Source organism: Chitinophaga sp. RCC_12 (genome assembly GCF_041360695.1).
Taxonomy (GTDB): Bacteria; Bacteroidota; Bacteroidia; order Chitinophagales; family Chitinophagaceae; genus Chitinophaga.
Genome location: NZ_JBFUPS010000012.1, coordinates 126,859 through 153,458, shown reverse-complemented (window position 1 = coordinate 153,458; position 26,600 = coordinate 126,859). Strand labels below are relative to the sequence as shown.

At 49.4% G+C, this 26,600-nt stretch carries 16 protein-coding genes; all 16 read left to right on the top strand.

What is annotated here, in order from left to right; all coding sequences use genetic code 11:
- The first annotated feature begins 6 nt into the window (after nucleotides 1–6).
- The 16 genes from AB6805_RS28115 to AB6805_RS28040 all read left to right on the top strand — a co-directional run bounded on the left by AB6805_RS28115 (nucleotide 7) and on the right by AB6805_RS28040 (nucleotide 26,407).
- Complete coding sequence (locus AB6805_RS28115; RefSeq protein WP_370912756.1) at nucleotides 7–420, top strand: DoxX family protein; 414 nt, start codon at nucleotides 7–9, stop codon at nucleotides 418–420.
- A gap of 133 nt (nucleotides 421–553) precedes the next feature.
- Complete coding sequence (locus AB6805_RS28110) at nucleotides 554–916, top strand: hypothetical protein (RefSeq protein WP_370912755.1); 363 nt, start codon at nucleotides 554–556, stop codon at nucleotides 914–916.
- A gap of 101 nt (nucleotides 917–1,017) precedes the next feature.
- Nucleotides 1,018–1,617, top strand: a complete 600-nt coding sequence (locus AB6805_RS28105) for an RNA polymerase sigma factor (protein ID WP_370912754.1) — start codon at nucleotides 1,018–1,020, stop codon at nucleotides 1,615–1,617.
- A gap of 116 nt (nucleotides 1,618–1,733) precedes the next feature.
- Nucleotides 1,734–2,933 carry a FecR family protein gene (locus AB6805_RS28100; RefSeq protein ID WP_370912753.1) on the top strand — a complete coding sequence of 400 codons (1,200 nt, stop codon included), beginning with the start codon at nucleotides 1,734–1,736 and terminating at the stop codon, nucleotides 2,931–2,933.
- A gap of 344 nt (nucleotides 2,934–3,277) precedes the next feature.
- Complete coding sequence (locus AB6805_RS28095; protein ID WP_370912752.1) at nucleotides 3,278–6,667, top strand: SusC/RagA family TonB-linked outer membrane protein; 3,390 nt, start codon at nucleotides 3,278–3,280, stop codon at nucleotides 6,665–6,667.
- Between the two features lie 11 nt (nucleotides 6,668–6,678).
- On the top strand, nucleotides 6,679–8,112 hold the full coding sequence (locus tag AB6805_RS28090) for a RagB/SusD family nutrient uptake outer membrane protein (protein WP_370912751.1): 1,434 nt from the start codon (nucleotides 6,679–6,681) through the stop codon (nucleotides 8,110–8,112).
- A gap of 83 nt (nucleotides 8,113–8,195) precedes the next feature.
- Nucleotides 8,196–9,137: an ABC transporter ATP-binding protein gene (locus tag AB6805_RS28085; RefSeq protein WP_370912750.1), complete on the top strand. Its 942-nt coding sequence runs from the start codon at nucleotides 8,196–8,198 to the stop codon at nucleotides 9,135–9,137.
- Nucleotides 9,137–11,347, top strand: a complete 2,211-nt coding sequence (locus tag AB6805_RS28080; RefSeq protein ID WP_370912749.1) for a Gldg family protein — start codon at nucleotides 9,137–9,139, stop codon at nucleotides 11,345–11,347. Before AB6805_RS28085 ends, AB6805_RS28080 begins: the two co-directional genes overlap by 1 nt.
- A 213-nt stretch (nucleotides 11,348–11,560) precedes the next feature.
- Nucleotides 11,561–12,166 carry an RNA polymerase sigma-70 factor gene (locus tag AB6805_RS28075; protein WP_370912748.1) on the top strand — a complete coding sequence of 202 codons (606 nt, stop codon included), beginning with the start codon at nucleotides 11,561–11,563 and terminating at the stop codon, nucleotides 12,164–12,166.
- Between the two features lie 126 nt (nucleotides 12,167–12,292).
- Nucleotides 12,293–13,255, top strand: a complete 963-nt coding sequence (locus AB6805_RS28070) for a FecR family protein (RefSeq protein ID WP_370912747.1) — start codon at nucleotides 12,293–12,295, stop codon at nucleotides 13,253–13,255.
- Nucleotides 13,256–13,460: 205 nt separating this feature from the next.
- On the top strand, nucleotides 13,461–17,063 hold the full coding sequence (locus tag AB6805_RS28065) for a SusC/RagA family TonB-linked outer membrane protein (RefSeq protein ID WP_370912746.1): 3,603 nt from the start codon (nucleotides 13,461–13,463) through the stop codon (nucleotides 17,061–17,063).
- A 17-nt stretch (nucleotides 17,064–17,080) separates the two neighbouring features.
- Complete coding sequence (locus tag AB6805_RS28060; RefSeq protein WP_370912745.1) at nucleotides 17,081–18,691, top strand: SusD/RagB family nutrient-binding outer membrane lipoprotein; 1,611 nt, start codon at nucleotides 17,081–17,083, stop codon at nucleotides 18,689–18,691.
- Between the two features lie 31 nt (nucleotides 18,692–18,722).
- On the top strand, nucleotides 18,723–19,343 hold the full coding sequence (locus tag AB6805_RS28055) for a hypothetical protein (protein ID WP_370912744.1): 621 nt from the start codon (nucleotides 18,723–18,725) through the stop codon (nucleotides 19,341–19,343).
- A 36-nt stretch (nucleotides 19,344–19,379) separates the two neighbouring features.
- Nucleotides 19,380–22,127 carry a M14 metallopeptidase family protein gene (locus tag AB6805_RS28050; protein WP_370912743.1) on the top strand — a complete coding sequence of 916 codons (2,748 nt, stop codon included), beginning with the start codon at nucleotides 19,380–19,382 and terminating at the stop codon, nucleotides 22,125–22,127.
- A gap of 87 nt (nucleotides 22,128–22,214) precedes the next feature.
- Nucleotides 22,215–23,579: an amidohydrolase gene (locus AB6805_RS28045; RefSeq protein WP_370912742.1), complete on the top strand. Its 1,365-nt coding sequence runs from the start codon at nucleotides 22,215–22,217 to the stop codon at nucleotides 23,577–23,579.
- 17 nt (nucleotides 23,580–23,596) lie between these two features.
- The gene (locus AB6805_RS28040) at nucleotides 23,597–26,407 is read left to right on the top strand and encodes a M14 metallopeptidase family protein (RefSeq protein WP_370912741.1); all 2,811 of its coding nucleotides are present in this window, start codon (nucleotides 23,597–23,599) and stop codon (nucleotides 26,405–26,407) included.
- The last annotated feature ends 193 nt before the right edge of the window (nucleotides 26,408–26,600 follow it).

The following is a 26,600-nucleotide window of genomic DNA, read 5'->3' as shown; positions in this document are numbered from 1 at the left end:
ACTTATATGGAAGCGCAAACAATTTATCTGAATAAGAAAGCTCCTTCTAAAGCGGCTAATGTTACCGGTTGGGTAATCACCGTTCTTTGTGTACTCTTTCTCCTGGTAGACGCCATCATGAAAGTAATTAAGAACATCACTTCCATGGAAGGCAGCGTAAAGCTGGGCTGGCCGGCAGAACAGGTACAGGGTATCGGCATTATATTGCTCATTGCTACTATTTTGTATGCCATTCCCCGTACGGCTATACTGGGCGCGATACTGGTCACCGCTTACCTCGGCGGCGCTGTAGCCATCATGTCCAGGATCAACGAACCCTATTATTTCCCGGTGGTGTTCGGTATCCTGGTATGGGTAAGCCTCTTTTTACGTATTCCCGCGCTGCGCACGCTTTTCCCGGTGCAAAACAGCCAGGCGTAATTCATCTCTATAAAAAAAACAAAGCCTTTGTACTACCTGCAGTACAAAGGCTTTTTATTATAAAAGAAAAAAATACCCCGCGCATAGGGGAACGGTGAATTCCATGCGTCCTGAATATAGGAGGACTATTACCATGCTACTACCAGATCAATTGAAAAGTTATTTCCAGGCAATCATGCTCACCGCCGGTTTGGCCGTAGGCGTTACTTTCACTGCACCTGCGCAGGACAGCAGCGCTATCAGCGGCAAAAAAGAAATATTGCTGCTGCCGGCCCCGAAAACCAATTCCTTTGGCCATACTATTAACAATAAACAGTGGCAATGGCAGCAGTACCTGCCCGCTGTAAAGGATAGCAGCAACTGCAGGAGCTTTATATACGAGGCGTATCCATCTCACCATCATTTAAACAACAATCGCCAGACAGCCCCTTTCCGTTGGAATGACGTAGCAGGTATCACTGCCATGGCGCTGGTAGCTTACATGCTTTCCCGTTAATAAAATGCCTCCATCAGCACATTTCCCCGAGTGCTATGGAATTTTATATTATTATTCTACCTTGCCGTCACATTTCTTATTTCACGCAAGCAAGGTTGTCAATGAGCGAGGGCCATTCTATTGATGCTCCTGACCTTTATAAGCGGATAGCGGCCGGCGACGAATCTGCGTTCAGGAGTCTTTTTGAAATTTATGCACCACGCCTGCAGGCGATGGCAGCACGTATTACCGGATCAGTGACAGTGGCAGACGACCTGGTACAGGATACTTTTCTTAAAATATGGGTAGCCCGCGACCAACTCGCGGAAGTGGCACAACCAGGCGCCTGGATTAAAAAAATCTGTTTTTTCCTGGCCGTGAACTATGTCCGTCGCCAAACCATCCGCGATAAAGTGATGCATACCGTTGGTTATGAAAAAGACAGCGCAGGTAAGGACTTGCCGGTGGCAGACCTGATTGAATTCCGGCAGTTGCTGGGCCTGGTGAACAAGGCCGTGCAGCAATTACCGGAGAAGCAGCAACAAATCTACCGCCTTAGCCGTGAGCAGGGACTCTCCAGCAGTGAAATCGCACAACATATGGATCTTGCCATCAGCACGGTGAAAAACCTGCTGGTAATGGCATTGAAAAATATCCGCTCCTCCCTGCAAAAGGCCGGCTACCCGCTGCTCCTGGCCATATTGATAGATATACTCATCTGAATAAACAGTCCCTCTGAAAAAAACTTCACTTTTTTTCGGTACCAATTCCCCGCTCAATTGTCTGGTATAGATAAGGGGACATACATCACTTTCATTTACCTGTATCACCTTCATAAATGGAACACCACCACCGACTGGCATATTTACTCGATCGTCTGGCAACACACACTGCCACAGAGGAAGAATTGGACGAACTAACCGGTTGGGTTGACCGGGACGAAGCCGGCGCTTCCATCGACGACGTGGAAGGCTGGCTGCAGGAACATCATTCAACCGCCTTGCCGGCCTACAACCGGCAACACTGGATGCAGGTGGCTGACCAGATCCTATCATCGGATAAACTATCAAACGACCCGGTTACCAAACCGCTTCACCGTGTACATTTCCTCCACAAATGGGGATGGGCGGCCGCTGTAGTGTTACTGTTTGGGGCCGCTGCCTGGTTTATCAGCCACTATCATCGCCGGCAACCGGTTGCCGTTATCGCCGGAAACACACTGCCGGACATAGCTCCCGGGAAAAATGGTGCCATCCTTACGCTGGCGGATGGCTCACAGATGGTGCTCGACAGTATGGGAAACGGTATCATCACCCATCAGAACGGAACTACCGTAGTCCTAAAAAATAACGGTCTCCAATACACGCAGGAAGCTGCAGGTGCAGGCAAAATGGAATACAATACCATCACCACACCCAAAGGACGGCAATTCCAGGTGGTACTGCCGGATGGCACCAAAGTATGGCTCAATGCCGCCAGCTCCCTGCAGTTTCCTGTAACCTTCAATGGAAAGGAAAGGAGAGTGGAACTCTCCGGGGAAGCCTATTTTGAAGTCGCCGGCAACGCAGCACAACCCTTCAGGGTGAACGTGCTCCGGAAAATGGACATCCTGGTACTCGGTACCGGTTTTAACGTAAATGCATATACGAATGAAAAGAATAGCTATACTACATTGATAGAAGGAGCGGTCAGTATATCCCTTGCCAATCAAACCGGCAACAGTGTGGTATTGAAACCAGGAGATCAGCTACAGGCAGGCGATGCCGGCATAAAAGTAACGCGGAACGCAAATGTGGAAAAGGCCATCGCATGGAAAAACGGCCTGTTTAATCTTGAAGGAGTAGGCCTGCGGGAAATGATGCGCCAGCTGGAACGCTGGTACAACCTGGAAGTAGTGTATGAAGGAAATGTGCCCGATGTTCACTTTTTCGGTGAGATGAGCAGAAGCCTGCAACTCTCTGATGTGCTCACGGGGCTGGAACGGTCGGATGTGCATTTCCGGCTGGAAGAGGGCCGCCGGCTGATCGTAATGCCTTAACGTATATTATTTATCCCGGATACCGTAAAACTGAAACACTATGCCAGTAATGAATATCAACTAGTACAATTTGACCGGCAAAAAAAACCGGAAGTGCGACCAACACTTCCGGAAAGTTGCTGGCTGACTTAAATCAGGTTTCGAGACCTCCATTTTTAACAACCAAACGTTGCAAATCTATGCAAAAAACTGCTTATTGGAGCCGTTGGGACTTGCCGTGCCGGCTCCCAACCAAAATGCTCCGGATTATGAGATTTACCAGTGTTCTCCTTCTTACCATTTGCTTACATGTATCAGCCAACACATTTTCGCAATCTGTCACTTTTTCCGGACGGGCCGTCCCAATGGAAAAACTTTTTGCCGCCATTAAAAAGCAAACGGGTTTCGTGGTGTGGGGTAAATCTGAACTGCTGAAACAGGCCGGCGCCGTATCAGTATCAGTGCAGAATATGCCCCTGATCAGCTTCCTGGAACTGGTGATGAAGGACCAGCCATTCAACTATAAAATAGCAGGCAACACCATCATGCTGTACAGCAAGCCTCCTGCTGCCGCGAATAACGCCACACCGGAGAAAGAATCACCGGTAACAGGGCATGTTACCGACAGCACCGGCATTCCCCTCATCGGGGCTACGGTGCAGGTACCTGGCGCCAGTCAACCCGCTATTACCAACTCAGAAGGCAACTTCACCTTGCCGGTATCTGCCGGGGATGTACTTCGCATCAGCTTTATAGGATATAAAACCAAAGAGGTGACAGTAACTCCCGGTATGCTGCGAACCGGGAATATCGGTAACATTGTTTTGTCTGTCATCTCGGCTACCTTATCAGCATTAAATGTTACGGCCAACACCGGCTATCAATCAATTCCAAAAGAACGCGCCACCGGATCATTCAGCGTGATTACAGAAAAAACGCTCGGCGCCAGGATGGAAACCAATATTATGGACCGCCTGGAAGGCACCGTGCCCGGCCTCTTTATGCAGAATGGCGCCGTTAATATCCGCGGACTTTCAACCTTATACGGCAACCAGAACCCGCTATATGTGGTGGACGGTTTTCCCTTCGAAGGAGACCTTAACTATATCAACCCCGCTGATGTAGTGAACGTAACAGTAATGAAAGATGCCGCCGCCGCTTCCATCTACGGAACCCGGGCAGCCAACGGTGTGATCTCCATTACCACCAGGTATGGCAGCAACAGGAAACTCACGGTCAACTTCAACAGCACCGCGTTTATAACAGGCATCCCCAACGCAGGTTACATGCACCTGCTCAATTCCTCCCAGATGGTGGATCTGCAACAGGAACTGTTCAATAGCTGGCATCCAGGTTATAACGATGTCATCAAACGTGCAGGCCAGCCAAAAGCAATGGAAGCACTTTATAATTATGAGCAAAATCTCATCAGCAAAACTGATCTCGACAATACCCTCAATAATTTAAGGAACGCTAACGGGCAAAGTCAGCTGGAAAACCTGTTCATGCGTAACCGTGTCAAACAACGCCACAGCTTCTCCGCCAGCGGCGGAAACGAAATCCACCAGTATAATATCATGATGAATTATACAGGTAACAGGGACTACGGTTTCCGTACCGGCAATGAAGATATTAACGTGGGCATGAAAGATAAAGTGAAAGTGTTTAAATGGCTGGACGCAGAAGTAGGCGCCAATACCAATATCCGCAACGGGAAGTATCTCCGCGAAAACCCCGAATCCTTTTACCGGAATATGCCTTATGAAGTACTGAAAAATCCCGATGGCAGCTCCGCCCCGTTCACTAAATTAAAGTCACCCTATGAAATAGACCGCCTGAAAAACCTCGGGCTGTATGATGAAACATTTAATCCGCTGGATGAACTGTATAAATCAGATCTTTCCTATTGGTCAAATTACTTCAGGCTGCAGGGCGGATTCACCGTTAAAATTATCAGCGGCCTTACACTGGATCTGAAATACCAGACAGAACGCGGCAGCAGCTACAATAAATCATATTATTCTCCCAACTCCTACTACACCAAAAATATGATCAACGACGCAGCGCAGGTCATCGACGGGGAGTTGGTGAAGAATGTACCTGACGGCGGACAACTATACGAAACACGTGGCAATTCAAAATCCTATACCGCCCGCGCGCAACTGAACTTCGACAAAAATATCAGCACAAAACATCACGTGTCGGCTTTAGCCGGTGTGGAACGCAGGGCAGTATCACAAACGTCGACCTCCGTGTTTAAAATGGGCTATAACGATAATAACCTGCAATACCTGCCGGTAAATGAAATTGCCCTCGGTAACCTGAAAGGAACAGAATCCCTGGGCAGCACCTTCTCCATGAAGTATAACGAAAATAATAACTTTTATTATGGAGAAGACAGGTACATCTCGGCCTATGGTAATGCCGGCTATACGTATAACGGGAAGTATAACGTTACCGGAAGCGTACGGGTAGATAACTCCAACCTCTTTGGTACCGACCCCCGCTACCGCTACCTGCCGCTCTGGTCTGTCGGCGCCAGCTGGAGAATGTCTGAAGAAGATTTCATGAAAGATATCAGCTGGTTAAACAGCCTGAGCATCCGCTCTACTTACGGCCTCGGCGGAAACGTGGCCAGAACGGTAGGACCCTACCTCCAGGCAAGATCTACCTTCTTTTCTGAAGCCAATGCCACCGCAACGGATATCATCTATCCGCCAAATAAATCATTAAGATGGGAAAAAACAGCTACTACCAATATCGGTGTCGACTTCGCCGTATTAAATAACCGGGTGTCAGGATCAATAGATTACTACATCCGTAAAACCACCGACCTGCTGGGAGAAAAGGCCATCGATCCCACCAACGCATTTCCCAGCGCATTGATTAACTACGGCAGCTTAAATAATAAAGGTATTGAGCTGGCACTCAACACCCTCAATATAAACAAGAAACATTTCACCTGGAGCAGCACCCTGGCACTGAGTTTCAACAAAAACAAGATGACAGAAATAAATACCAGGGATGAAAATGTATACGGCCTTACCGGTGGCTACGGTGTAAATCGCATTGGCTACCCGATGGATGCCGTTTTCAGTTTCAGATCGGCAGGTCTTGATCCCGCCAACGGTTCCATGATGGTATACGATGCCGCCGGAAAAGTGGTAAAGAATTATGACCAGTCCGGCACCATTGTGGCCAACATGACGGATGTAAACGGCCTTGTATACAGCGGCACATTAAGACCGAAATACACGACTGGTTTTACCAACACCTTCACATATCAGCAACTCACACTAAGTATCATGATCATTGCCAACGGAGGAAATGTGATGAGAGATGTGGTGCCTGTTATCGACTATGGTTTCCCCCGCAGCAACGTAGACAGCAGGGTGATGAACTTCTGGCGCAAACCCGGCGATGAAAATAAACCCGGCATGTTACCGGCGCCCGATCTCAAAGGTAATGGCGGCAACTATTATACGCTCATCTGGTATGCCTCTGATCAAAATGTGCTCAAGGCAGATTATATCAAAGTAAGGGATATCGCCCTCTCTTATAATTTTGCGTCCGCGTTGTCCCGTGTCAAAAAATTATCTTCCGCCAAATTAACACTGCAGGTACAAAATCCTTTCCACTGGTACAACAACTCCGTTGGAATTGATCCTGAAGCTTATGAAATCGCCAGCCAGTACGCAAACAGAACATTACCGGTAATGTCCACTTACATGGCAGGAATAGATATCACCTTTTAAAACCAGGAAACATGAAAAAATTACATCTTTATATCATCTCCGGCATACTGATCTTATCCGGTTGCACAAAGTTCCTGGATATAAAACCAAAGGATAAATTTATCCCGGTAACAGTAGCCGATTACGAAAATATGCTGAACTCCGGCACCGTAGTGAACTTCGGTGATTACTTCTGGGACCTGCTCTCAGACGATGCCTTCCTGCCGGAAGGAGAACCTGGCAACCTGTTCACGAAGCAACAGCTACATGGCCGGAAAATTTATACATTCAACCCAGCTCCATTTGAACAAGGCGCCAACGATTTCATGTGGAGTGAAGGCTATAAAAGGATCTTCTACTACAACAGCATCATCAACAATATCATCGATGCAACGGAAGGTACAGACGCCAACAAAAAAAGCGTTCGCGCGGAAGCTTTGCTGGGCCGCGCAATGGAGCACCTGCAACTGGTAAATGTATACGCACAGCATTATGATGCAGCCACCGCCGCCACGCAGAACGGTATTCCCATTGCACTGATTGCAGACATCAACGCAAAATTTAAAAGGAACACGGTAAAAGAAGTATACGACCAGGTACTCAGTGATGCCAACGCCGCCATCGCAGACCTGCCGCTAAATCATAAGCTCACAAAGTTCAGGGCAGGTAAAGCAGGCGGATACGCCTTACTGGCCAGAACCTATCTCTTTATGGGCGATTACGCCAATGCCCGTAAAAATGCAGACCTGGCGTTGTCGCTGCAAAGTGAGCTGGCCAACATGAATGATTATAAGATCACGATCCCCGGGCCGTTTCCAAATGTTCCCGGTGCGCCGCTCGGCTGGACCAACATCCCCGACGCGCAGCTTAACCCGGAAACCATCGTGGCACGGCACTTCCTGCGGCCATTCGGATTGGGCATGGATGTTTGCGCCTCCCCGGAATTAAGCGCACTCTTTACCAACGACGATAAACGCTGGACATTATATTATGCCGATGGCTGGCCACCCGCGCCACCATTTAATTATATGTCCAGGTACCAGGTAAAGATCTTCCTCCGCGGAGATTTCTATAGCAACTATCTCAATGTACCGGAAATGTACCTGACCCGCGCAGAATGCTTTGCCCGTGAAAACAATTTAACAGCTGCCCTCGCAGATATCAATAAATTAAGACTCAACCGGATTACACCCGCTGCCTATAAAGCCTTTACGCCGGCGGACTTCAGTAATGATGGTGAGAAAGTATTACGGTTTGTGTTGGAAGAAAGAAGAAGGGAAATGGCATTCACCGGGATGCGGGTCATCGACCTGAAACGCCTGAACAAAGAAACCCGTTTTCAGAAAATAATAAAGCATACCGCAGAAGGCAAAACGTATGAGTTGCTGCCCGGCAGCAATAATTACCTGCGCCAGCTGTGGCCCAATGCTACGGTATTCAACCCGGACTGGCCGCTGAATCCATAAATTATTCCTGTCCTCCCTGTTCCATTTGTGACGCCGGTAACCTGCCGGCGTCATTAACCTCCTATTGACTAATTAAATCACACATGCAAGACAACATCGTTAAAATTGAAGGACTATCACACCGTTACAGTAAAGACTGGGCAGTGAAAGATGTCAGTTTCGAAATCAACAAGAAAGGCATTGTAGGTTTGCTTGGCTCCAATGGCGCCGGCAAATCCACTACTATGAACATTCTTTGCGGAGTGTTAAGTCAAACCCGCGGCCAGGTACTCATTGAAGGCATCGATATGAGGGCTGACCCGGAAGAAGCAAAGAAAAGGATTGGCTTCCTGCCGCAAAATGCACCGCTCTACCTCGAACAAACAGTGGATGAATACCTTACCTTTTGCGCCCACCTCCGCCTGATAGATAAGCGCCGTATAAAAGCAGCGGTAGATACCGTGAAGGAAAGATGCGGTGTGGCGCATTTCAGTAAAAGGCTTATCGGCAACCTCTCCGGTGGCTACCGCCAGCGGGTAGGTATCGCACAGGCCCTCATTCACACGCCCCTGCTGGTAGTGCTGGATGAACCCACCAATGGCCTGGATCCCAACCAGATCCTGGAAGTACGCCAGCTGATCAAAGAAATTGCCACAGATCGCGCAGTGATCTTCTCTTCACATATTCTCTCCGAAATACAGGCTACCTGCCAGGATATTATTATGATAGAAGGCGGCAGAATGGTGTTTAAAGACACCATGGAATCTTTCAACAATTATATAGAACCGGACAGCCTCATCACCACCCTCGAAAATCCACCGGAAGAAAAGGAACTGAGAGCCATCAAAGGCATTAAAAACGTGGAGTTCCTGACAGAAAAAACGATCCGCGTAAGATTTGAGCCCGCCACCGATATCGCTGAAAATATCGTGGAAATGAGCGTGCAGAAAAAATGGCGCCTCAAAGAAATAACACTGGAGAAAAGCTCCCTGGACGCCATTTTCGCACAGTTATCCAATAAAAAATCTAAACCTGCCATACAGTAATGAAAATAATTATCAGAATAGCCCGCCAGGAGCTGAGCCTCCTGTTCCATTCGCCGGTAGCCTGGCTTATCTTAATTGTATTCCCGGTACAAATAGGCATCGACTTCCTTCACTATATCCAGATGATAGGACGCGCACAACGTATGGGACATCACTTCACCGATGTTACTTCCATGATCTTCACCGGCCAGCAGGAAGGATTTTACCCCGGTGTGAAAAGTACCCTGTACTTCTATATTCCACTGTTAACGATGGGCCTCATCAGCCGGGAAACACACAGCGGTTCCATTAAATTATTATTGTCGTCTCCCATTAAAGTAAGGGACATCGTACTGGGAAAGTATGTAGCCATGATGGGATACGGCGCACTATTGCTGGTCATCATTTGCCTCTATGGAATTTCCGGTTCGTTTTTTATTGAGCATATCGACTGGAAACTGCTGGCCTCCGGCGCACTGGGATTGTACCTGCTGATCTGCGCCTATGCAGCTATCGGGCTGTTCATGTCGTCGCTTACTACCTACCAGGTGGTAGCAGCTATCAGCACATTGGCAGTGCTGGCCGGCCTCAACTTTATCGGCGGCCTGTTCCAGGGTAATGATGCGGTGCGGCATATCACCTATTTTATGTCTATTGCAGGCAGAACAGAACAATTTATTTATGGACTGATCAGCACAGAAGACGCCTTTTACTTCTTCCTTGTAATCGGCTTTTTCCTGGCCATTACAGGCATGCGGTTGCAAGACCAGCGCGAGGCAAAGTCGCCGTGGATACGTACCGCAAGGTACCTCGGACTGATAGCGCTTTGCTTCCTTACCGGGTATATCAGCTCTCGTCCGTCCTTTACAGGGTATGTGGATATGACCGCTACCAAAACCCATACACTCGGCCTGCAAAGCCGCGAACTGGTAAAGGCGATGGACAAGCCGCTGAAAATTACCACCTATGTGAATATCCTCGACGATAATTACTACCTCGGCGCACCGGAGAAGAAAAGCGCGGACGAAAGGATACTCACGCCCTACCGCCGGTTTATGCCCAACCTGCAAATGGAATATGTGTATTACTACGACTTCGCCAACAACAAAAATCTCTATAAAAATTACCCCGGAGAAAGCGATGCGGCCATCGCAAAAAAAGTAGCAGATATCCAGGACCTGGATTACAAAAAAGTAATTCCACCTGCACAGATCCGGAAAATGGTAGATCTGGGGCCCGAAGAAAACCGGCTGGTAAGGCTCCTGCAATATGGCGATAAGAAAACTTTTCTCCGGTATTACAACGATATCATGATATATCCCGGTGAACAGGAATTCACCGCCGCGCTGAAACGTATCGTAACGCCTGCTGAAATACCCGTGGTTACGTTTGTTGCGGGCAACGGCGAAAGAAGCATTACAAAAGCGGGTGATGCCGCATTCAGGATGTTTGTAAATGAACTCACCTTCAGGGGGGCGTTGATTAACCAGGGATTTAATGTAGATACCGTAAATCTTACCAGTGAAGAAATTCCTGCCGCCACTTCGGTGCTGGTAATTGCTGATCCGAAAACAGCCCTCCCGGCGGCAGCACAGGCAAAACTGGACCAATATATTGCCAGCGGCAGAAACCTGTTCGTGATCACAGAACCAGGATCACAGGAAATACTGCAACCCTTACTGCAACAACTGGGCATACAACCCGGTGAAGTACCGGTACAGGAAGAAAGCAGGGACTATGCACCCGACTTTATCCTCGCCCGTTTTTCAGACGATGCCGGGAAAATCTCACCAAAGCTCGCTGCATTCAAAGGTGATAGTGCGGTAGTATCCATGCCGGGCGCTGTGAATCTTCAATATGCACAACAGCAGGGTTTCCGCACGGTACCATTGCTGCTGGCAAAAAATAACCACGCACTGGCCATTGCCGCTGAAAGAGAAGTGGCGGGCAAAACCCAGCGCATCATTGTTACCGGCGATGCCGATTTTATGAGCACCGGCGAGCTGGCGCGGCGCAAACCTTCCGTATGGAACCAGTCGCTGATCACAGAATTATTCCGCTGGTTTACCTACGGCGATTTTCCCGTAAATACCGGCGCCATCAGATCAAAAGATGTGATCGACAGCGATGATCAGGGGATCCTGACCATGCGGATATTTTTCTTTGGCGTAATACCCGTATCACTCCTGATTTTTGCTACCACACTACTGCTTTACAGGAAGAGAAGATAATATTTAACCAACCACTCACAGGCAGGAAAGGTCGTCCCGTAACAAGGCGGCCTTTTCTTTTTTATTCCAGGCCATTTTATCATGTTACTTAACACGTTACCTATAAAAAATCAATTTATTTAAGTGTTCCAACATAAATTATCATCCTATTATTATGATAATTGGTATTTTTTTCGTTTGTTTATGTTTATAACATCTGAATAAAAGAAAATATTGAATATTATTAAAAAATATAATCAATCAGATGAATCTCACATATTAGCCTTACTGAAAGAAGGCGATATGGGTGCATATGAGGCCATCTACAACGAATACTGGCCCCGTTTATACGGATACGTTTACAACAGGCTGAAAAGTAAAGAAGTAGCAGAAGAAATTATCCAGGAAGTATTTTTCTCCCTCTGGAAAAAACATGAAGAACTGCAACTTACACACTCGCTCTCCGCGTATTTATTTACTGCGGTAAAGTACCAGCTACTCAACTATCTCAAATCAGACCGTATCCGCAAAACCTATATTCACCAGTTTGCACAATTACCTGAACAGCGATCCGATAATTCCAACGAGGAAAATATCGCGGCTACCGATCTGAAAAATACCATGGAGAAAGAAGTATCACGGCTTCCGGAAAAATGCCAGCAGGTATTCAGGATGAGCCGCCATCAACATCTTTCTGTTACCGACATCGCCAACACATTGAACATCTCCCATAAAACAGTGGAAAACCATCTCACCAAAGCCCTCCGGCAACTTAGAATGGTGCTGGGGCATCACCTGTGCCTCATTATCCTGGTACTGAATACAGCCCTGCAACAGTAATATGGCCTACCCGGTCTTTTTATTTTTTAATTTTTTTTAAAAGACGTAGGTGTTACGCTTTTCACAGTGTACTTATCTATAGGTGACACTATTAACTGCCTGATTAAATACAAGTGTGAAAAACTGATGAACAACCAGGATCTTAAAAATTTAATCGAGAAATATCTAAATGGCACGCTGGAAGCTGCGGAAGCGCAACAACTGGAGCAGTGGCTGGATGCAACAGGCGACGAACACGCATTTGAAGCGATGCCCGAAGCAGAAAAAGAAGCAGCCAGAATAGCAGGATACCATCACCTGGTAAAACGCATCAATCAACACCGGCAACGTGGTATAATAACACCGCTCTTCCGCTACTGGAAAGCCGCTGCATGCGTGGCCTGTATCATAATCGCCGGCGCTATATTCAGAAAGGAAATGTTAAACATAGTAGCGCCGCATCGCCTGGTGTCGCTGCAAAGCACCCCCGGCAAAACTAAAAAACATATCCTGTCCGATGGCTCTATCGTTTGGCTCAAAGGCAACAGTAAATTAATTTACCCGGCAGGTTTTGGCGCCGGTAACCGCGAAGTAACACTGCAGGGCGAGGCCCTCTTTGAAATAGCAAAAGACCCGCGGCATCCGTTCCTGGTAAAGTGCGGCACACTCACCACCACGGTGCTGGGTACCAGCTTCAATATCCGGGAAACAGGCAAGGAAACACAGGTAACCCTGCTCACGGGAAAAATTGCACTCAGCGCGCCGCAATCGGCCCCCGTAGTGTTGTACCCGGAACAACAGGCAATATACGCCACAACAGGAACGGCTATACGGAAAGAGGAAGAAGGAACGCCGCCCATCAGCGATATCACAAAAGGCACAGAATATAACATGGCATTCAACGATGCCACCATGCAACAGGTTTTACAACGGATAGAAAATAAATTTGAGATAAACATACAACTGCAGGACGCAGTGATCAACACAAATCTAATCACGGCAGATTTTACTGACCAGTCTTTACAACACACAATGGAGATGATCAGCCAGGCACTCAACCTGGACTTCGGGATCAATGGCAAAACTATTTTACTCAAACAAAAAAAGTGAAAAATGAACCTGTTATCAACCACAATCAAACCGAGTCACACACAAAAATCTAACATCATGGCTAACATCATTTCCAACTAAAAAAGCCGGAGGGGTGACAGCCCCGCCAGCTTATGATAAATAGCCCTGTTTATCACCGCGTGACAGCGCGGTAAGGGAATTCCTTTGTCAAATTCTTTCCGAAATCTAACAAAGTACAAGGTCTATGCTCATAAATCTAAAAAGAAATGCCTTCCTGTCCAAATGCAAGAAAGTAACGGCGACCAACCTGGTTGCTGGCGTATTACTCTATGGTATTACGCACCCCGCTGCGGCACACGCCCAGGGAGTCCTCGACAGGAAAATATCGCTGCAGGCAGATGATATGAGCCTGAAAGGTGTGCTGAACCAGATCCACAGCAAAGCAGAAGTGAAATTTGTATACAGCTCCAGCCATATCGCGCTCGACAGGAAAGTATCCGCAAGGGCCGACCAGGAAGCACTCGGTAAGGTGCTCAATCGCCTCCTCGGCCGCCTCGAAATAGGTTTTGTAGTGAACGATGATTATATCATTCTTACAGATAATGACGCCACCGCCAAACGCACCGCCAGCCCGGATATGATGACTTCCATCGCACTGGCGGATATTGTAGTGAAAGGAAAAATACTGAATGAAACAGGCGATCCCTTCCCCGGTGCTACCGTTATGGAAAAAGGTACCGGCAACGGCGTTACCTCGGCGGGCGACGGCACCTTCACCCTGAAAGTCAAAGAAGGCGCCACCCTCGTAGTTACCGCCATCGGATACAGCATCACCGAAGTAAAAGCCGCTGACGCCGGTATCGTACGACTGAAAGCCGCCGTAAAACAATTGCAGGACTTCGTGGTTACAGCCGCCGGAATTGCCCGCCAGAAAAACAGTCTAGGCTACTCCGTAAGCACCATCACCTCGGATAAACTGGCACAGAAATCAGAACCAGACCCCGTAAGGGCCCTCACCGGGAAAGTAGCCGGCGTGAATGTACAATCTGCCGGCGGCGTGGCCGGAGGTGGTACCAATATCACCATCCGCGGTAACTCCTCACTCAATGGCAACAACCAGCCGCTGTTTGTGGTAGACGGTGTTCCCTTCGATAACTCCAGCTTCGCCAACGTAGGCGCAACCACCGTAGGCGGCGCAGGCGTTACCAACCGCGCATTCGACCTCGATCCGAATAACATCCAGACCATGACGGTGCTGAAAGGCGCCGCTGCCGCTGCATTGTATGGATCAAGAGCCGCTAACGGCGCTATCATCATCACCACAAAGGCAGGTAAAAAGAAAAGCAGAAAAGGCACGGAAATTACTTACAACACCGGCTATTCCGTGGAACAGGTGTCCGGCCTGCCCGATTATCAAACCAAATACGGACAAGGTACCAACAACGACTACCGGCAAGGGGTATACGCTTCCTGGGGGCAGCCCTTTGAAGGAGTGGAAAGCATCCTGCCTACACGCGCCACCGTCCCACATCAGCTCACGCGGCAGTTCTCTTCCGCCGTGTTCCCGCAGTTCTATGAAGCAGATGGCGTAACGCCCATCCAGGTGCCTTACAAATCGTATGCAAAAGACAATGCAAAGAATTTCTTCCGGCAGGGTAGTGTTTACGAAAATGCCATCACCATCTCTTCCGGCAACGAAAAAGGAAACTTCAACGCAGGCTTCTCCAACACGAAAAATAAAGGCGTAGTACCCGGCAATGAAATAACCCGCACCTCTGTCAACATCGGCGGAAACATCCGGCTGGAAAATAAATTCTATGCCAGCGGCGCTATCAACTACGTCACCACCCGGCAAAAAACACCACCGGTAGGCGGCCTCACCGGCTCTATCATGTCTACCCTCATGTACGTACCAACCAGCTATGATCTCACTAACTATCCTTACGAGAACCCGCTGGATGGTAGTAACGTATATGACTATACGGGAGTGGATAATCCCTACTGGTCAGTAAAGCACAGTCCTTCTACCAGCGACGTGGACAGGTACTACGGTAACCTCGTACTGGGCTTCGATCCGCTGCCCTGGCTGAACGTGCAGAACACCATCGGCTTCAACGCGTACACCGACAGGCGAATGAGCGTACGCGGTAAAGGCAGCTCTTCCTATCCCAACGGAAGCATCACATCAGATAATATTTACCGCCAGGAACTGGATAACACCCTGCTGGTAACCGCCACCAAACCTCTTACATCAGATATATCACTGCGGGCAATCGTTGGTAACAACGTGAACCAGCGGTTAACAGACAGGAAAGCATTTTACGGGGATAATATTATCGTGGCCGACCTGATAGACATGAACAACACCAGCTCGGTAACACCGATACAGCTGATCAATAACAGGAACATCCTGAAACAACGCTACTACGCCTTCTTTACAGACATCACCTTTGATTATAAGAACTTTGCCTCCCTCAACTTTGTAGGACGCAACGATATTTCCTCTACACTGCCCGCCAATAACAAAAGCTATTTCTATGGCGGTGTAAACGGATCACTGGTATTCACAGAAGCGCTGCACCTGCCCAAAGGAGTGCTGAACTTTGGTAAAATAAGAGCAGGCTACACCAAAGTAGGTAACGAAGCCTCTCCTTATCAAACACAAAACTTTTACCAGATCAACCCCATCCTGGGTGCCAGCACTACGCCCGCAAACGTAGGACTGCCCTTTACGCCGGCAGGTGGCAGCGTATATAACGTGGTTACTCAGGCCAACCTGCTCACCAACGCTAACCTGAAACCGGAATTTATCACGGAACTGGAACTGGGAACAGAACTGCAGTTCTTTCATAATCGTATAGGCATTGACTTTACCTGGTACAATAAGAAAAGTACCTCGCAGATCTTCGAGGTTACTGCTGCACCCTCTTCCGGCTATACTACCCAGATCCTTAACCTGGGTGAAGCCACCAACAAAGGCGTGGAGCTAGGTTTAACGGTAGTGCCCTTGCAATCCAATAATGGCCTCAACTGGGATATCTCGGCCAACTTCACCCGCAACAGGAACATCATCCGCGACCTCGGAGGATATGAACGCTTCAGCTATGGCGGCACCAACGGCACCAGCAGTGTACACGTTGTAGGCCAACCATACGGCCTTATCCAGGGAACAGCCTATGCACGCGACGAGGAAGGCAATGTGCTCATAGATCCCAATACAGGTAAACCACTGATCTCCGGCGCACTCAAAGCAATCGGTAATCCCAATCCCGATTTCATGGTAGGCATTACCAATACTTTCCGCTTCCGCAGCTTCTCACTGAATATCCTGTTCGATTGGAAACAAGGCGGACAACTGTACTCCCGCACTGTAGCGGAGATGCTGTCGCGCGGCGTTACCCGTGATATGGAAAACCGCGAGTTTACCATTGTATCGCCGGGCGTGCTGGGCGATATCAATACACAAACGCCGCTGCTGGACGACAAAGGCAATAAGATCCCGAATAACGTGGCGCTGTCTTTTGAAGATCATTTCTTCAGCAGCAGTATGGGCCCCGGCAACGGCGGTATTAATGAAGGATCAGTATTCGATGCTACCGTATTCCGCCTGCGGGAAGTGGCACTGGGATATGAACTTCCCAAAAGCTTTTTAGGTAAAACACCTTTCGGGTCTGCCTTCATTTCGGTTACCGGCAGAAACCTCTGGTACAGCGCTCCCAACTTCCCGAAGTATACCAACTTCGACCCGGAAGTCAGTTCGCTCGGCGTTGGTAACTCGCAGGGATACGATAACCTGGCAGTACCCACCACGCGCCGCTTTGGTGTAAACCTGAAATGTTCTTTCTGATCATAAAACCTGATATGATGATGGCACTTAAATATATTGCATATACAATAGCACTGGCAGGTGTTTTCACAGTTACCGGTTGTAAAAAATTTGTAGATATCAATACAGATCCAAACAATCCCACCACTGCCCAGTTATCGTTATTGCTGCCGGCTACAGAAGTATCAATGGCAGCCAACATGTACCAGCTGAACAGCGGCACCGCCACTTTTATGCAGTACACCGTTTTCTCCTCCGGCCTGAGCAGGCTGCAGCAGCAGGGTACCAGCTTCAACGATTCATGGGACGGGTTTTATACGCAAACACTGAACGACCTGGAGGCTATTATAAAAACGGGAACCGCCCAGGAACAATGGGGCTACGTGGCCATCGCCAAACTGGAGAAAGCATACCTCGTAAGCCTGATGGTGGACATGTGGGGAGATATCCCTTATTCGCAATCACAGAAAGGCCAGGAAACGGTGAGCCCGCCGTTTGAAAAAGGTGCGGATATTTATGAAGATCTTTTGAAGATGATCGACGAAGCAGCTGTTGATGCCGGGAAAATTTCCGCCACCACGCTGGTTCCCGCTACATCCGATCTCCTGTACAGCGGGCTTAAAAGCTCCTGGCTCATGATGGCCAACTCGCTGAAGCTAAAACTGTATAACCAGATCCGCCTGGTGAATCCTGCAAGATCCGCTACCGCCATACAGGCGCTGATCGCCGATCCGGCCACGCTGATTGGCGGCGCCACCAATACCAACGCATCGGACTTTACCTTCCGCTTCGGGCCCGGGCAAAATCCCAACAACCGGCATCCCTGGCACCGGTCGGAATACCAGGGCAGCAAAACGTTTTATATGAGCCAGTCGCTGATCGACCTGCTGTTTAACAACGATGATCCCCGGTTGCGCTATTACATTATCCGCCAGAACGCTACGGCAGGATTAAATAATTCGGCCAACAGCAACGGCTACTACGGCCGCAATCCCGGCGATGGTACCGCCGCGCCGGCCGATCTGAACCGGCGCTCTACCTTCGGCATCTATCCCGCCGGCGGTTTGTACGACAATGCACCGGTAAATAATATGCCCGTCACCAATCAATTCCTCACCAATACCAATGCCACCGGTGCCCTCAAAGTAGTAGGCCCTACAGATGGTACCGGCGCAGGCATCATGCCCATGATCACCAACGCCATGGTGAAGTTCATCCGTGCAGAAGCAGCGCTTACGCTTAACACCGGCGACGATGCCCGGCAGGCGTTTAAAGACGGTATCACTGCACATCTCAACAGCGTGAGCACCTACGCCGCCGCCAACGGTGGCGTTGCATTAACCGCCGCCACTATCGCCGACTTTGCCGCGGGCCAGCTGGTGAAATATGACGCCGCCAGCAATGCCGGTAAACTGGAACTGGTGATGACACAGAAATACATCGCGGAATACGGCAATGGCATGGAAGCGTATAACGATTATCGCCGTACCGGTTTGCCAGCGCTGCGCACACCGCTGTCGCCGCTCAACACCTTCCCGCTGCGCCTGTATTACTCCGAAACAGAGCTTACCGCCAATACCAGTTTAGGGGATGACGCCGGCCGCTTGCAGGTAGCACAACAAACAACACCGGTTTTCTGGGATAAATAAGTAAAAAATTTACGGGACTAAAATTATAATTATGAAACATTTTATAGTTGCCATACTGCTTATTTCATCGGTTGCATTTTCCTGTAAAAAGGTGAAGTACGAATGGGAGGGATATACCTATACCGCCGTGCCGGTAGTTACAATAGATACTACCAAAACAGCCCTGCCTACGCGGCAGGCAGGCAAAGTAGCTTTCTTTAACCTGAAAGATCCGGAGGTGGCGAGTCAGCAGTTTGCCTTTGCCCTCAGCTGGGAAGGATTCGGGAAAGAAACGGTTACTTCTATCGAAGTGTATACCAGCTATAATAAAGCAGAAACCAGCGTACCCGCTTACCCGTTAGTGATATCTTCTCCCGGTAACCAATATACGAACATCGCACAGTTTCCGCTGCCCAGCATAGTAGGCACCAACGATCATTTATATGAAACCGTGACCACCTTCCCGAAAACGTATTCCTTTACAGCAGCGCAATTGGCAACACTGAATCATGTAAGTCTTTCAAATGTGGGCGTAAACGATTACTTTTTGTTCAAATTTATCCTCAACCTGGCCGATGGCCGCAGGATCGTCACCTTCTTCAACAATATCTGCGATGAAGCAAGAGGCGAGCCCGGCGACTGCCGCGTAGGTGTGAGGTTTAAAAAACAATAGAAAACCCGTTTTGATCAACTGAAACTGATAACCCGTATGAATAGGAAATTTAACGGCCTGCTACTCCTGTTGCTGACTGCCGCAGCCGGCGCATGGGCACAGCAGGTGCCATCTCCCAAAGAACATTTTGGTTTTAATATAGGAGATGATTATAAACTGGCTAACTATACACAAACGGCCGCCTACTTTAAAAAGCTGTCGGCTTCTCCCCGTACAAAACTGGTGGATATAGGGCTTACAGAAGAAGGTCGTCATCAGTATATGCTCATCGTTTCTTCCCCGGAAAATATAAAACGGCTGGAACGGTATAAAACCATCTCACAGCAACTGGCACACGCGGAAGGTCTTACCGACCAGCAGGCCCGCGAACTGGCTGCAGAAGGGAAGTCCATTATCTGGATCGACGGCGGATTGCATGCCACCGAAGTAGTAGGCACCCACCAGCTCATAGAAACCATGTGGCAGCTGGTAAGCCGCACAGATCCGGAAACGATGAATATCCTGGACAACGATATCATCCTCTTAACACATGCCAACCCCGACGGGCAGGAACTGGTGTCTAACTGGTACATGCGCGAACCCGATACCAGCAAAAGGGCTACTAACATACCACGGCTATACGAAAAGTACGTAGGACACGATAATAACCGCGACTTCTACATGATGAACATGAAAGAGAGCCAGAACATCAGCCGCCAGCTGTTTGTGGAATGGCTCCCGCAAATCATGTACAACCACCACCAGCGAGGCCCCGCAGGCTCCGTGCTGGCCGGCCCGCCATACCGCGATCCCTTCAATCACGTGTTTGATCCGCTGATAGTTACCAGTATAGACGCCGTAGGCGCTGCTATGAACAACCGGCTCAACGTGGAAGGAAAACCCGGCTATACCCAGCGCGCCGGTTCACAATTCTCCACCTGGTGGAACGGCGGCTTGCGCACTACGCCCTATTTTCATAATATGGTAGGAATCCTGACGGAAATAATCGGTAGTCCCACACCGGAAAATGTACCTTTAGTACCGGAACGGCTCATCCCCAACGGCGCTACCCCCAACCCGGTAACGCCGCAGCGGTGGCACTTCCGGCAATCGATCGATTATTCCGTATCGCTCAATTACGCCGTACTCGACTACGCCTCCCGCTATCGCAGCGAACTGCTGTTCAATATCTACCGTATGGGCGCCAACGCTATTGCGAGAGGAAACCGCGACAACTGGACGTTCTACCCGAGCTATATCGACAGCATAAAAATTGCCAATAAGAACAATAAAAAATCCGAACCCGGTACAGAAGGAGAAGGTGGTGGCGAATTCTCCTTCGGCCGGGAGGATACTGTGGCGGTGAAATACTACGATGCTGTGCTGAAAGACCCCGGACGCCGGGATGCCCGCGGCTACATCATCCCGGCAGATCAGCCGGATTTCCCCACCGCCGTGAAGTTTATCAACGCCCTCATTCAATCAGGCATAGCGGTGCAGAAAGCCACAGCTGCTTTTACAGTGGCAGGCAAACAATATCCTGCCGGCTCATACATTGTAAAAACCAGCCAGGCTTTTCGCCCGCATGTAATAGACATGTTCGAACCACAGGACCATCCCAATGATTTTCAATATGAAGGAGGTCCGCCTATCCGGCCCTACGATGCCGCCGGATGGACGCTGGCCTTCCAGATGGGTGTACAGTTCGATCGTATTCCCGAAGCCTTCAGTGGTCCGTTTGAAAAACTGCCATACGGCAGCCTGCAATCCCCGCCAAAGCAGGAAGTGGCCACGGGCAAAGGTTACCTCATTGATGCCCGCATCAACAATGCTTTCATCGTAGTGAACGATCTGCTGAAAGCAGGCGTGAAAGTATTTCGTGTGCCCGTTGGCGTTAAAGAGGCAGGTAGCTTCTACATCCCTTCCTCCGCCAAAGCGCATGAACTGCTCACAAAAGATGCCGCATCATTCGGTATACCCGTTACCGTTAGTGAAAGCAAACCTGCCGGCTTGAAAGCAGTAGCACCCATGCGTATCGGCATCTGGAACAACTACGGCGGATCTATCCCCGCCGGCTGGATCAGCTGGCTGATGGAACAGTATCACTTCTCTTATGAATTCGTTTACACCTCGGCTATCGACAGTGGAAAGCTCCGCAGCAAATACGACATGATCATTTTTGCCACCGGCGCCATACCCGATACCGGCAAACCCAAAAAGGCACGCAACGGATTTGAAACCAAACCACCCAAACCTGTCGAACTGCCGGCACAATACCGCGGCTGGCTTGGAAAAATTACGGCGGATACCTCCATTCCCCAACTGAAGAAATTCCTGGAAGACGGCGGCCGTATTGTTACCATTGGAAGCAGCACCAACCTGGCCTATCACCTGCAACTGCCGGTACAGAATGCACTGGTGGAAAAGAACAGCAAAAATGAATGGAAACCACTCAGCGGTACCAAATACTATATTCCGGGTAGCCTCCTGGTGGCGGATATTGATACTACCGTTGCGGAAACCTTCGGCATGGCGGCAAGAAATGATGTGTATTTTGAGCGCAGCCCCGTTTTTAAACTGGATGCCACCGGTGATACCGCCAGCATTAAAAAACTGATGTGGTTCTCCGACGATAAACCATTACACAGCGGATGGGCCTGGGGCCAGCAGTACCTCAAAAATGGCATTGCGGCATTTGTAGCGCCGGTAGGCAAAGGCAAACTGTACGCCTTTGGTCCGGAAATCACGTTCCGGGGCCAATCTCACAGTACCTTCAAATTACTGTTTAACCAATTGTATAAATAATTTATGAGGCAGCAAATCATTTTGAGCAGTATAATGTGCGGTTTCGCTTTGTCCGCGGCAGCGCAACAACAGAAAGATAAAGCAGCCATGATCACATATCTTGATCAGCATACCGCCAGTTACGATTCCATTGCAAAAAAGATCTGGAGCTATGCGGAGCCGGGCTACCTGGAAGAAAAAAGTGCGGCGCTGCTGCAAACAACTTTACAGCAACAGGGCTTCACCGTAAAAGCCGGTATCGCCGGTATTCCCACCGCTTTTGAAGCCAGCTATGGTAGCGGCGAACCAATAATCGCCATACTGGCGGAATACGACGCGTTACCCGGTCTGTCACAGGAAGCCGTTCCTGAAAAACACCCGGTGAAAGACGGCAGCCCCGGACATGGCTGCGGTCATAATCTTTTTGGAACCGCCTCCGTGGCGGCTGCTATTAGTGTAAAAAACTGGCTGCAATCCAGCGGCGCAAAAGGAACTATCCGGTTATATGGTTGTCCTGCGGAAGAAGGCGGCTCCGGTAAAGTATACATGGTAAGGGAAGGGTTATTTAAAGATGTAAATGCAGTGCTGCACTGGCATCCCGGCAACCAGAATTCTGCGGCAGTGTCGCCCTGGCTGGCCAATAAGAATGCGAAGTTCAGGTTTTATGGCACCGCAGCACATGCGGCGGCCTCCCCTGAAAAAGGCCGTTCCGCCCTCGATGGCGTAGAGGCCATGGATTATATGGTGAACATGATGCGGGAGCATATCCCTTCTACCACCCGCATTCACTACGTGATCACCAAAGGTGGCGACGCGCCCAACGTAGTACCTGCATTTGCAGAAGTATATTACTATGTAAGGCACCCGGAAATGAAAGTGGTGAAAAGCGTATGGGAACGGCTGGTAAAGTGCGCGGAAGGCGCTGCGCTGGGAACCGGTACCCGCATGGATTACGAGGTAATAGGAGGGGTGTATAACATGTTGCCTAATATTACCCTGTCGCAAATAATGGATAAGAATCTTCACCAGGTAGGCGGTTTCAGCTACACCCCGGAAGAAAAGGAATTCGCAAAAAAGATCCAGGCCAGCTTCGTGGAAAAAGATAATACTCCCGATCCTGATACAGTCACTTCCCGCGTGAGTCCTTTTGCGATGATCCGCGAAGGCGGCAGCGCCTCTTCCGATGTGGCGGATGTAAGCTGGGTGGCTCCTACAGCCGGCATCGTAACGGCCACCTTTGTACCCGGATCTTCGGGTCACAGCTGGCAGAACGTAGCCGCCGCCGGCAGCAGCATCGGCATAAAAGGCATGATGGTGGCCGCTAAAACAATGGCGCTCACCGCATACGATTTATTCAAAAGCCCGGAAACCCTGAAAGTGGCAAAAGAAGAACTGGATAAAAGACAGGGAACCGGGTTCAAATATGAAGCAATGCTGGGCGACAGAAAACCCGCACTGGATTATCGTAAATAACTCAATCAGTAAACGCTATGAGAAATAAACTGCTTGTCACGCTCACCGCTGTTGGATTATACTGTACAACTGCGATGGCGCAAAATATTCCTTCCCCGAAAGATCATTTTGGTTTTAACATCGGAGACGATTATCAACTGGCCAACTACACGCAAACAGCAGCGTACTTTAAGAAACTGGCTGCCACGTCGAACCGCGTGCAGCTGGTGGATATCGGTAAAACAGAAGAAGGCCGCGATCAGTACATGCTGATCATCTCTTCTCCCGCAAACCTTAAACTGCTGGAAAAATATAAAAAGATATCACAACAGCTGGCACGTGCAGAAGGCATCTCCACTGAACAGGCACGGGAACTGGCCGCAGAAGGAAAAGCAGTGGTATGGATAGATGGCGGTTTGCACGCCACGGAAGTTGTAGGTACTCACCAGCTCATTGAAACCGCCTGGGAACTGAGTAGCCGGAAAGACCCGGAAACCATGCGCATTCTCGACAATGTGATCATCCTCATGACACATGCCAACCCCGACGGGCAGGAGCTGGTGTCCAACTGGTACATGCGGAATCCCGATACACTGAAACGCACGGTTGATCAACTGCCTGTACTATACCAGAAATACATCGGGCACGATAATAACCGCGACTTTTACATCATGAATATGAAGGAAAGCGTGAACATGGGACGCCAGCTGTTCCTGGAATGGATGCCGCAAATCATGTACAATCACCACCAGCGCGGGCCGGAAGGATCTGTACTCGCAGGCCCTCCTTATCGCGACCCTTTCAATTATTTCTTCGATCCGCTGATGATCACCGGCATCGATGCACTCGGCGCAGCGATGTATAACCGCCTCAATGCGGAAGATAAACCCGGCTACACCCGCCTCAATGGCTCCAGCTTTTCTACCTGGTACAACGGCGGCTTACGCACAACCACGCAGTATCATAACATGATCGGGCTGCTCACGGAAATTATCGGCAACCCAACACCGGAAAAAATTCCGGTAGTGCCGCAACGCCTGATCCCTAACGGCGCAACGCCCAACCCCGTAACACCGCAAAACGACTGGCGCTTCAAACGCTCTATTGATTACTCGGTATCGCTCAACTATGCGGTGCTCGACTATGCAGCAAGACAACGCGATGAAGTGCTTTTCAATATTTATAAGATGGGGAAGAATGCCATCGATAAAGGCAACCAGGATTCGTGGACATTATCACCCAAACGCTCCGAAGCCATTACCGCTGCTTTTAAAAAGGATAATATAGACTCCACCGACAAAAACGATGGCAGCGATCCGTATGGATGGATGCGCAGGGGAAGCAATATCCCGATGAAGTATTATGATGCGGTGTTTAAAGATCCTGCCGGAAGAGATCCCCGCGGATATATCCTCCCCGCCAACCAGGCCGATTTCCCCACCGCCGTGAAATTTATCAATGCCCTCATTAAAGCCGGCATACAGGTGCAGAAGGCAGATGCACCGTTCACAGTAGCTGGTAAACAATACCCTGCCGGCTCCTACATTGTGAAAACAAACCAGGCCTTCCGCCCGCATGTATTGGATATGTTTGAACCACAGGATCATCCAAACGATTTTCAGTATCCCGGTGGTCCTCCCATCCGGCCTTATGATGCCGCCGGATGGACACTGGCGTTTCAAATGGGCGTGCAGTTCGACAGGATCCTGGATAGCTTCGACGGGCCCTTTACAAAGTTGCCCTATGGCGCTTTGCAATCGCCTCCCAAAGCAGCGCTGACCACTGCCGGCGGGTACCTCCTGAGTGCGCGGGAAAACAACGCCTTCATCGCGGTAAATGACCTTATGAAAGCAGGCGTGAAAGTATACCGTCTTACTAAAGGAGTGGCCGGCAACGATAACGCCGTTCCAGGTAGCTTTTATGTGCCTGCAGATGGCAAAGCAAAAGAGATCCTGCAACAATCCGCCAATACGCTCGGACTTAAAACCACCGGTATCAGCAAACGCCCGGCCGGAATGGTGAGTATGGCGCCCATGCGCATTGCATTATGGGATACCTACGGCGGCTCTATGCCCTCCGGCTGGATGCGGTGGATCATGGAGCAGTATCATTTCCCTTTTGAGGTAATATACCCGCAGGATATCGATACCGGTAATCTCCGCAGTAAATACGATGCCATCATCTTCGCTACCCGCGCTATTCCGCCGGTATCAGGAGCAGAACCCAACAGGTATGGATATGCCCCCAAAGATCCTTCGCCCGCCGATATCCCGGAACAATACCGGCATTTGTTAGGGAAGATCACGAAAGAGAAATCTATCCCGCAGATAAAAACTTTCCTGGAAGAAGGCGGCACCGTGATCACAATCGGCAGCAGCACTAACCTGGCCTATCACCTCGGCCTGCCGGTGCACAATGCCTTGGTGGAAACAGATAACGCCGGCAAGGAAAAACCATTACCCGGTACAAAGTATTTTGTACCCGGAAGTATCCTGCAGGTGTCTTTCGATAGCACGCATCCCGCCGCATGGGGCCTTTCCGCTGTTGGAGATGTGAACTTCGATAACAGCCCCGTGTTCCGCCTGGATACAGATGCCGCTGATAAAGGAATTAAACCCATTGCCTGGTTTTCTACAGATAAACCGCTGCATAGCGGCTGGGCATGGGGACAAGCATACCTGAAAGACGGCGTAGCCGCATTTTCTGCGCCCGTAGGCGCCGGCATGTTTTATGCCTTTGGCCCTGAAATTACTTTCCGCGCCCAGTCGTTAGGCACCTTCAAATTGTTGTTCAATGATCTCTATGGAATGGATACCAAAGAAGCAAAGCTGGTGAGAAAGAAAGGATAAGAGATATCGTTTAGTCATATATCAAGAGGGCGGCCAGGCAATTTGCCTGGCCGCCCTCTTGATAGGAAAACGCTCATCCGCCGCTGTGGCCGTTTTCCGGTATAGTTTTTGTCTTCCTGGGATTATACTTACAACTCAAACGCGAAATCTGTCACTATCTGTTGTCAACTTTATCAACTCAAATTCAAATTTT

Bases quoted from the DNA above. Each gene is read 5' to 3' on its own strand.
- AB6805_RS28115 (WP_370912756.1), top strand. From the start codon at position 7: ATGGAAGCGCAAACAATTTATCTGAATAAGAAAGCTCCTTCTAAAGCG.
- AB6805_RS28110 (WP_370912755.1), top strand. From the start codon at position 554: ATGCTACTACCAGATCAATTGAAAAGTTATTTCCAGGCAATCATGCTC.
- AB6805_RS28105 (WP_370912754.1), top strand. From the start codon at position 1,018: ATGAGCGAGGGCCATTCTATTGATGCTCCTGACCTTTATAAGCGGATA.
- AB6805_RS28100 (WP_370912753.1), top strand. From the start codon at position 1,734: ATGGAACACCACCACCGACTGGCATATTTACTCGATCGTCTGGCAACA.
- AB6805_RS28095 (WP_370912752.1), top strand. From the start codon at position 3,278: ATGGAAAAACTTTTTGCCGCCATTAAAAAGCAAACGGGTTTCGTGGTG.
- AB6805_RS28090 (WP_370912751.1), top strand. From the start codon at position 6,679: ATGAAAAAATTACATCTTTATATCATCTCCGGCATACTGATCTTATCC.
- AB6805_RS28085 (WP_370912750.1), top strand. From the start codon at position 8,196: ATGCAAGACAACATCGTTAAAATTGAAGGACTATCACACCGTTACAGT.
- AB6805_RS28080 (WP_370912749.1), top strand. From the start codon at position 9,137: ATGAAAATAATTATCAGAATAGCCCGCCAGGAGCTGAGCCTCCTGTTC.
- AB6805_RS28070 (WP_370912747.1), top strand. From the start codon at position 12,293: ATGAACAACCAGGATCTTAAAAATTTAATCGAGAAATATCTAAATGGC.
- AB6805_RS28065 (WP_370912746.1), top strand. From the start codon at position 13,461: ATGCTCATAAATCTAAAAAGAAATGCCTTCCTGTCCAAATGCAAGAAA.
- AB6805_RS28060 (WP_370912745.1), top strand. From the start codon at position 17,081: ATGATGGCACTTAAATATATTGCATATACAATAGCACTGGCAGGTGTT.
- AB6805_RS28055 (WP_370912744.1), top strand. From the start codon at position 18,723: ATGAAACATTTTATAGTTGCCATACTGCTTATTTCATCGGTTGCATTT.
- AB6805_RS28050 (WP_370912743.1), top strand. From the start codon at position 19,380: ATGAATAGGAAATTTAACGGCCTGCTACTCCTGTTGCTGACTGCCGCA.
- AB6805_RS28045 (WP_370912742.1), top strand. From the start codon at position 22,215: ATGATCACATATCTTGATCAGCATACCGCCAGTTACGATTCCATTGCA.
- AB6805_RS28040 (WP_370912741.1), top strand. From the start codon at position 23,597: ATGAGAAATAAACTGCTTGTCACGCTCACCGCTGTTGGATTATACTGT.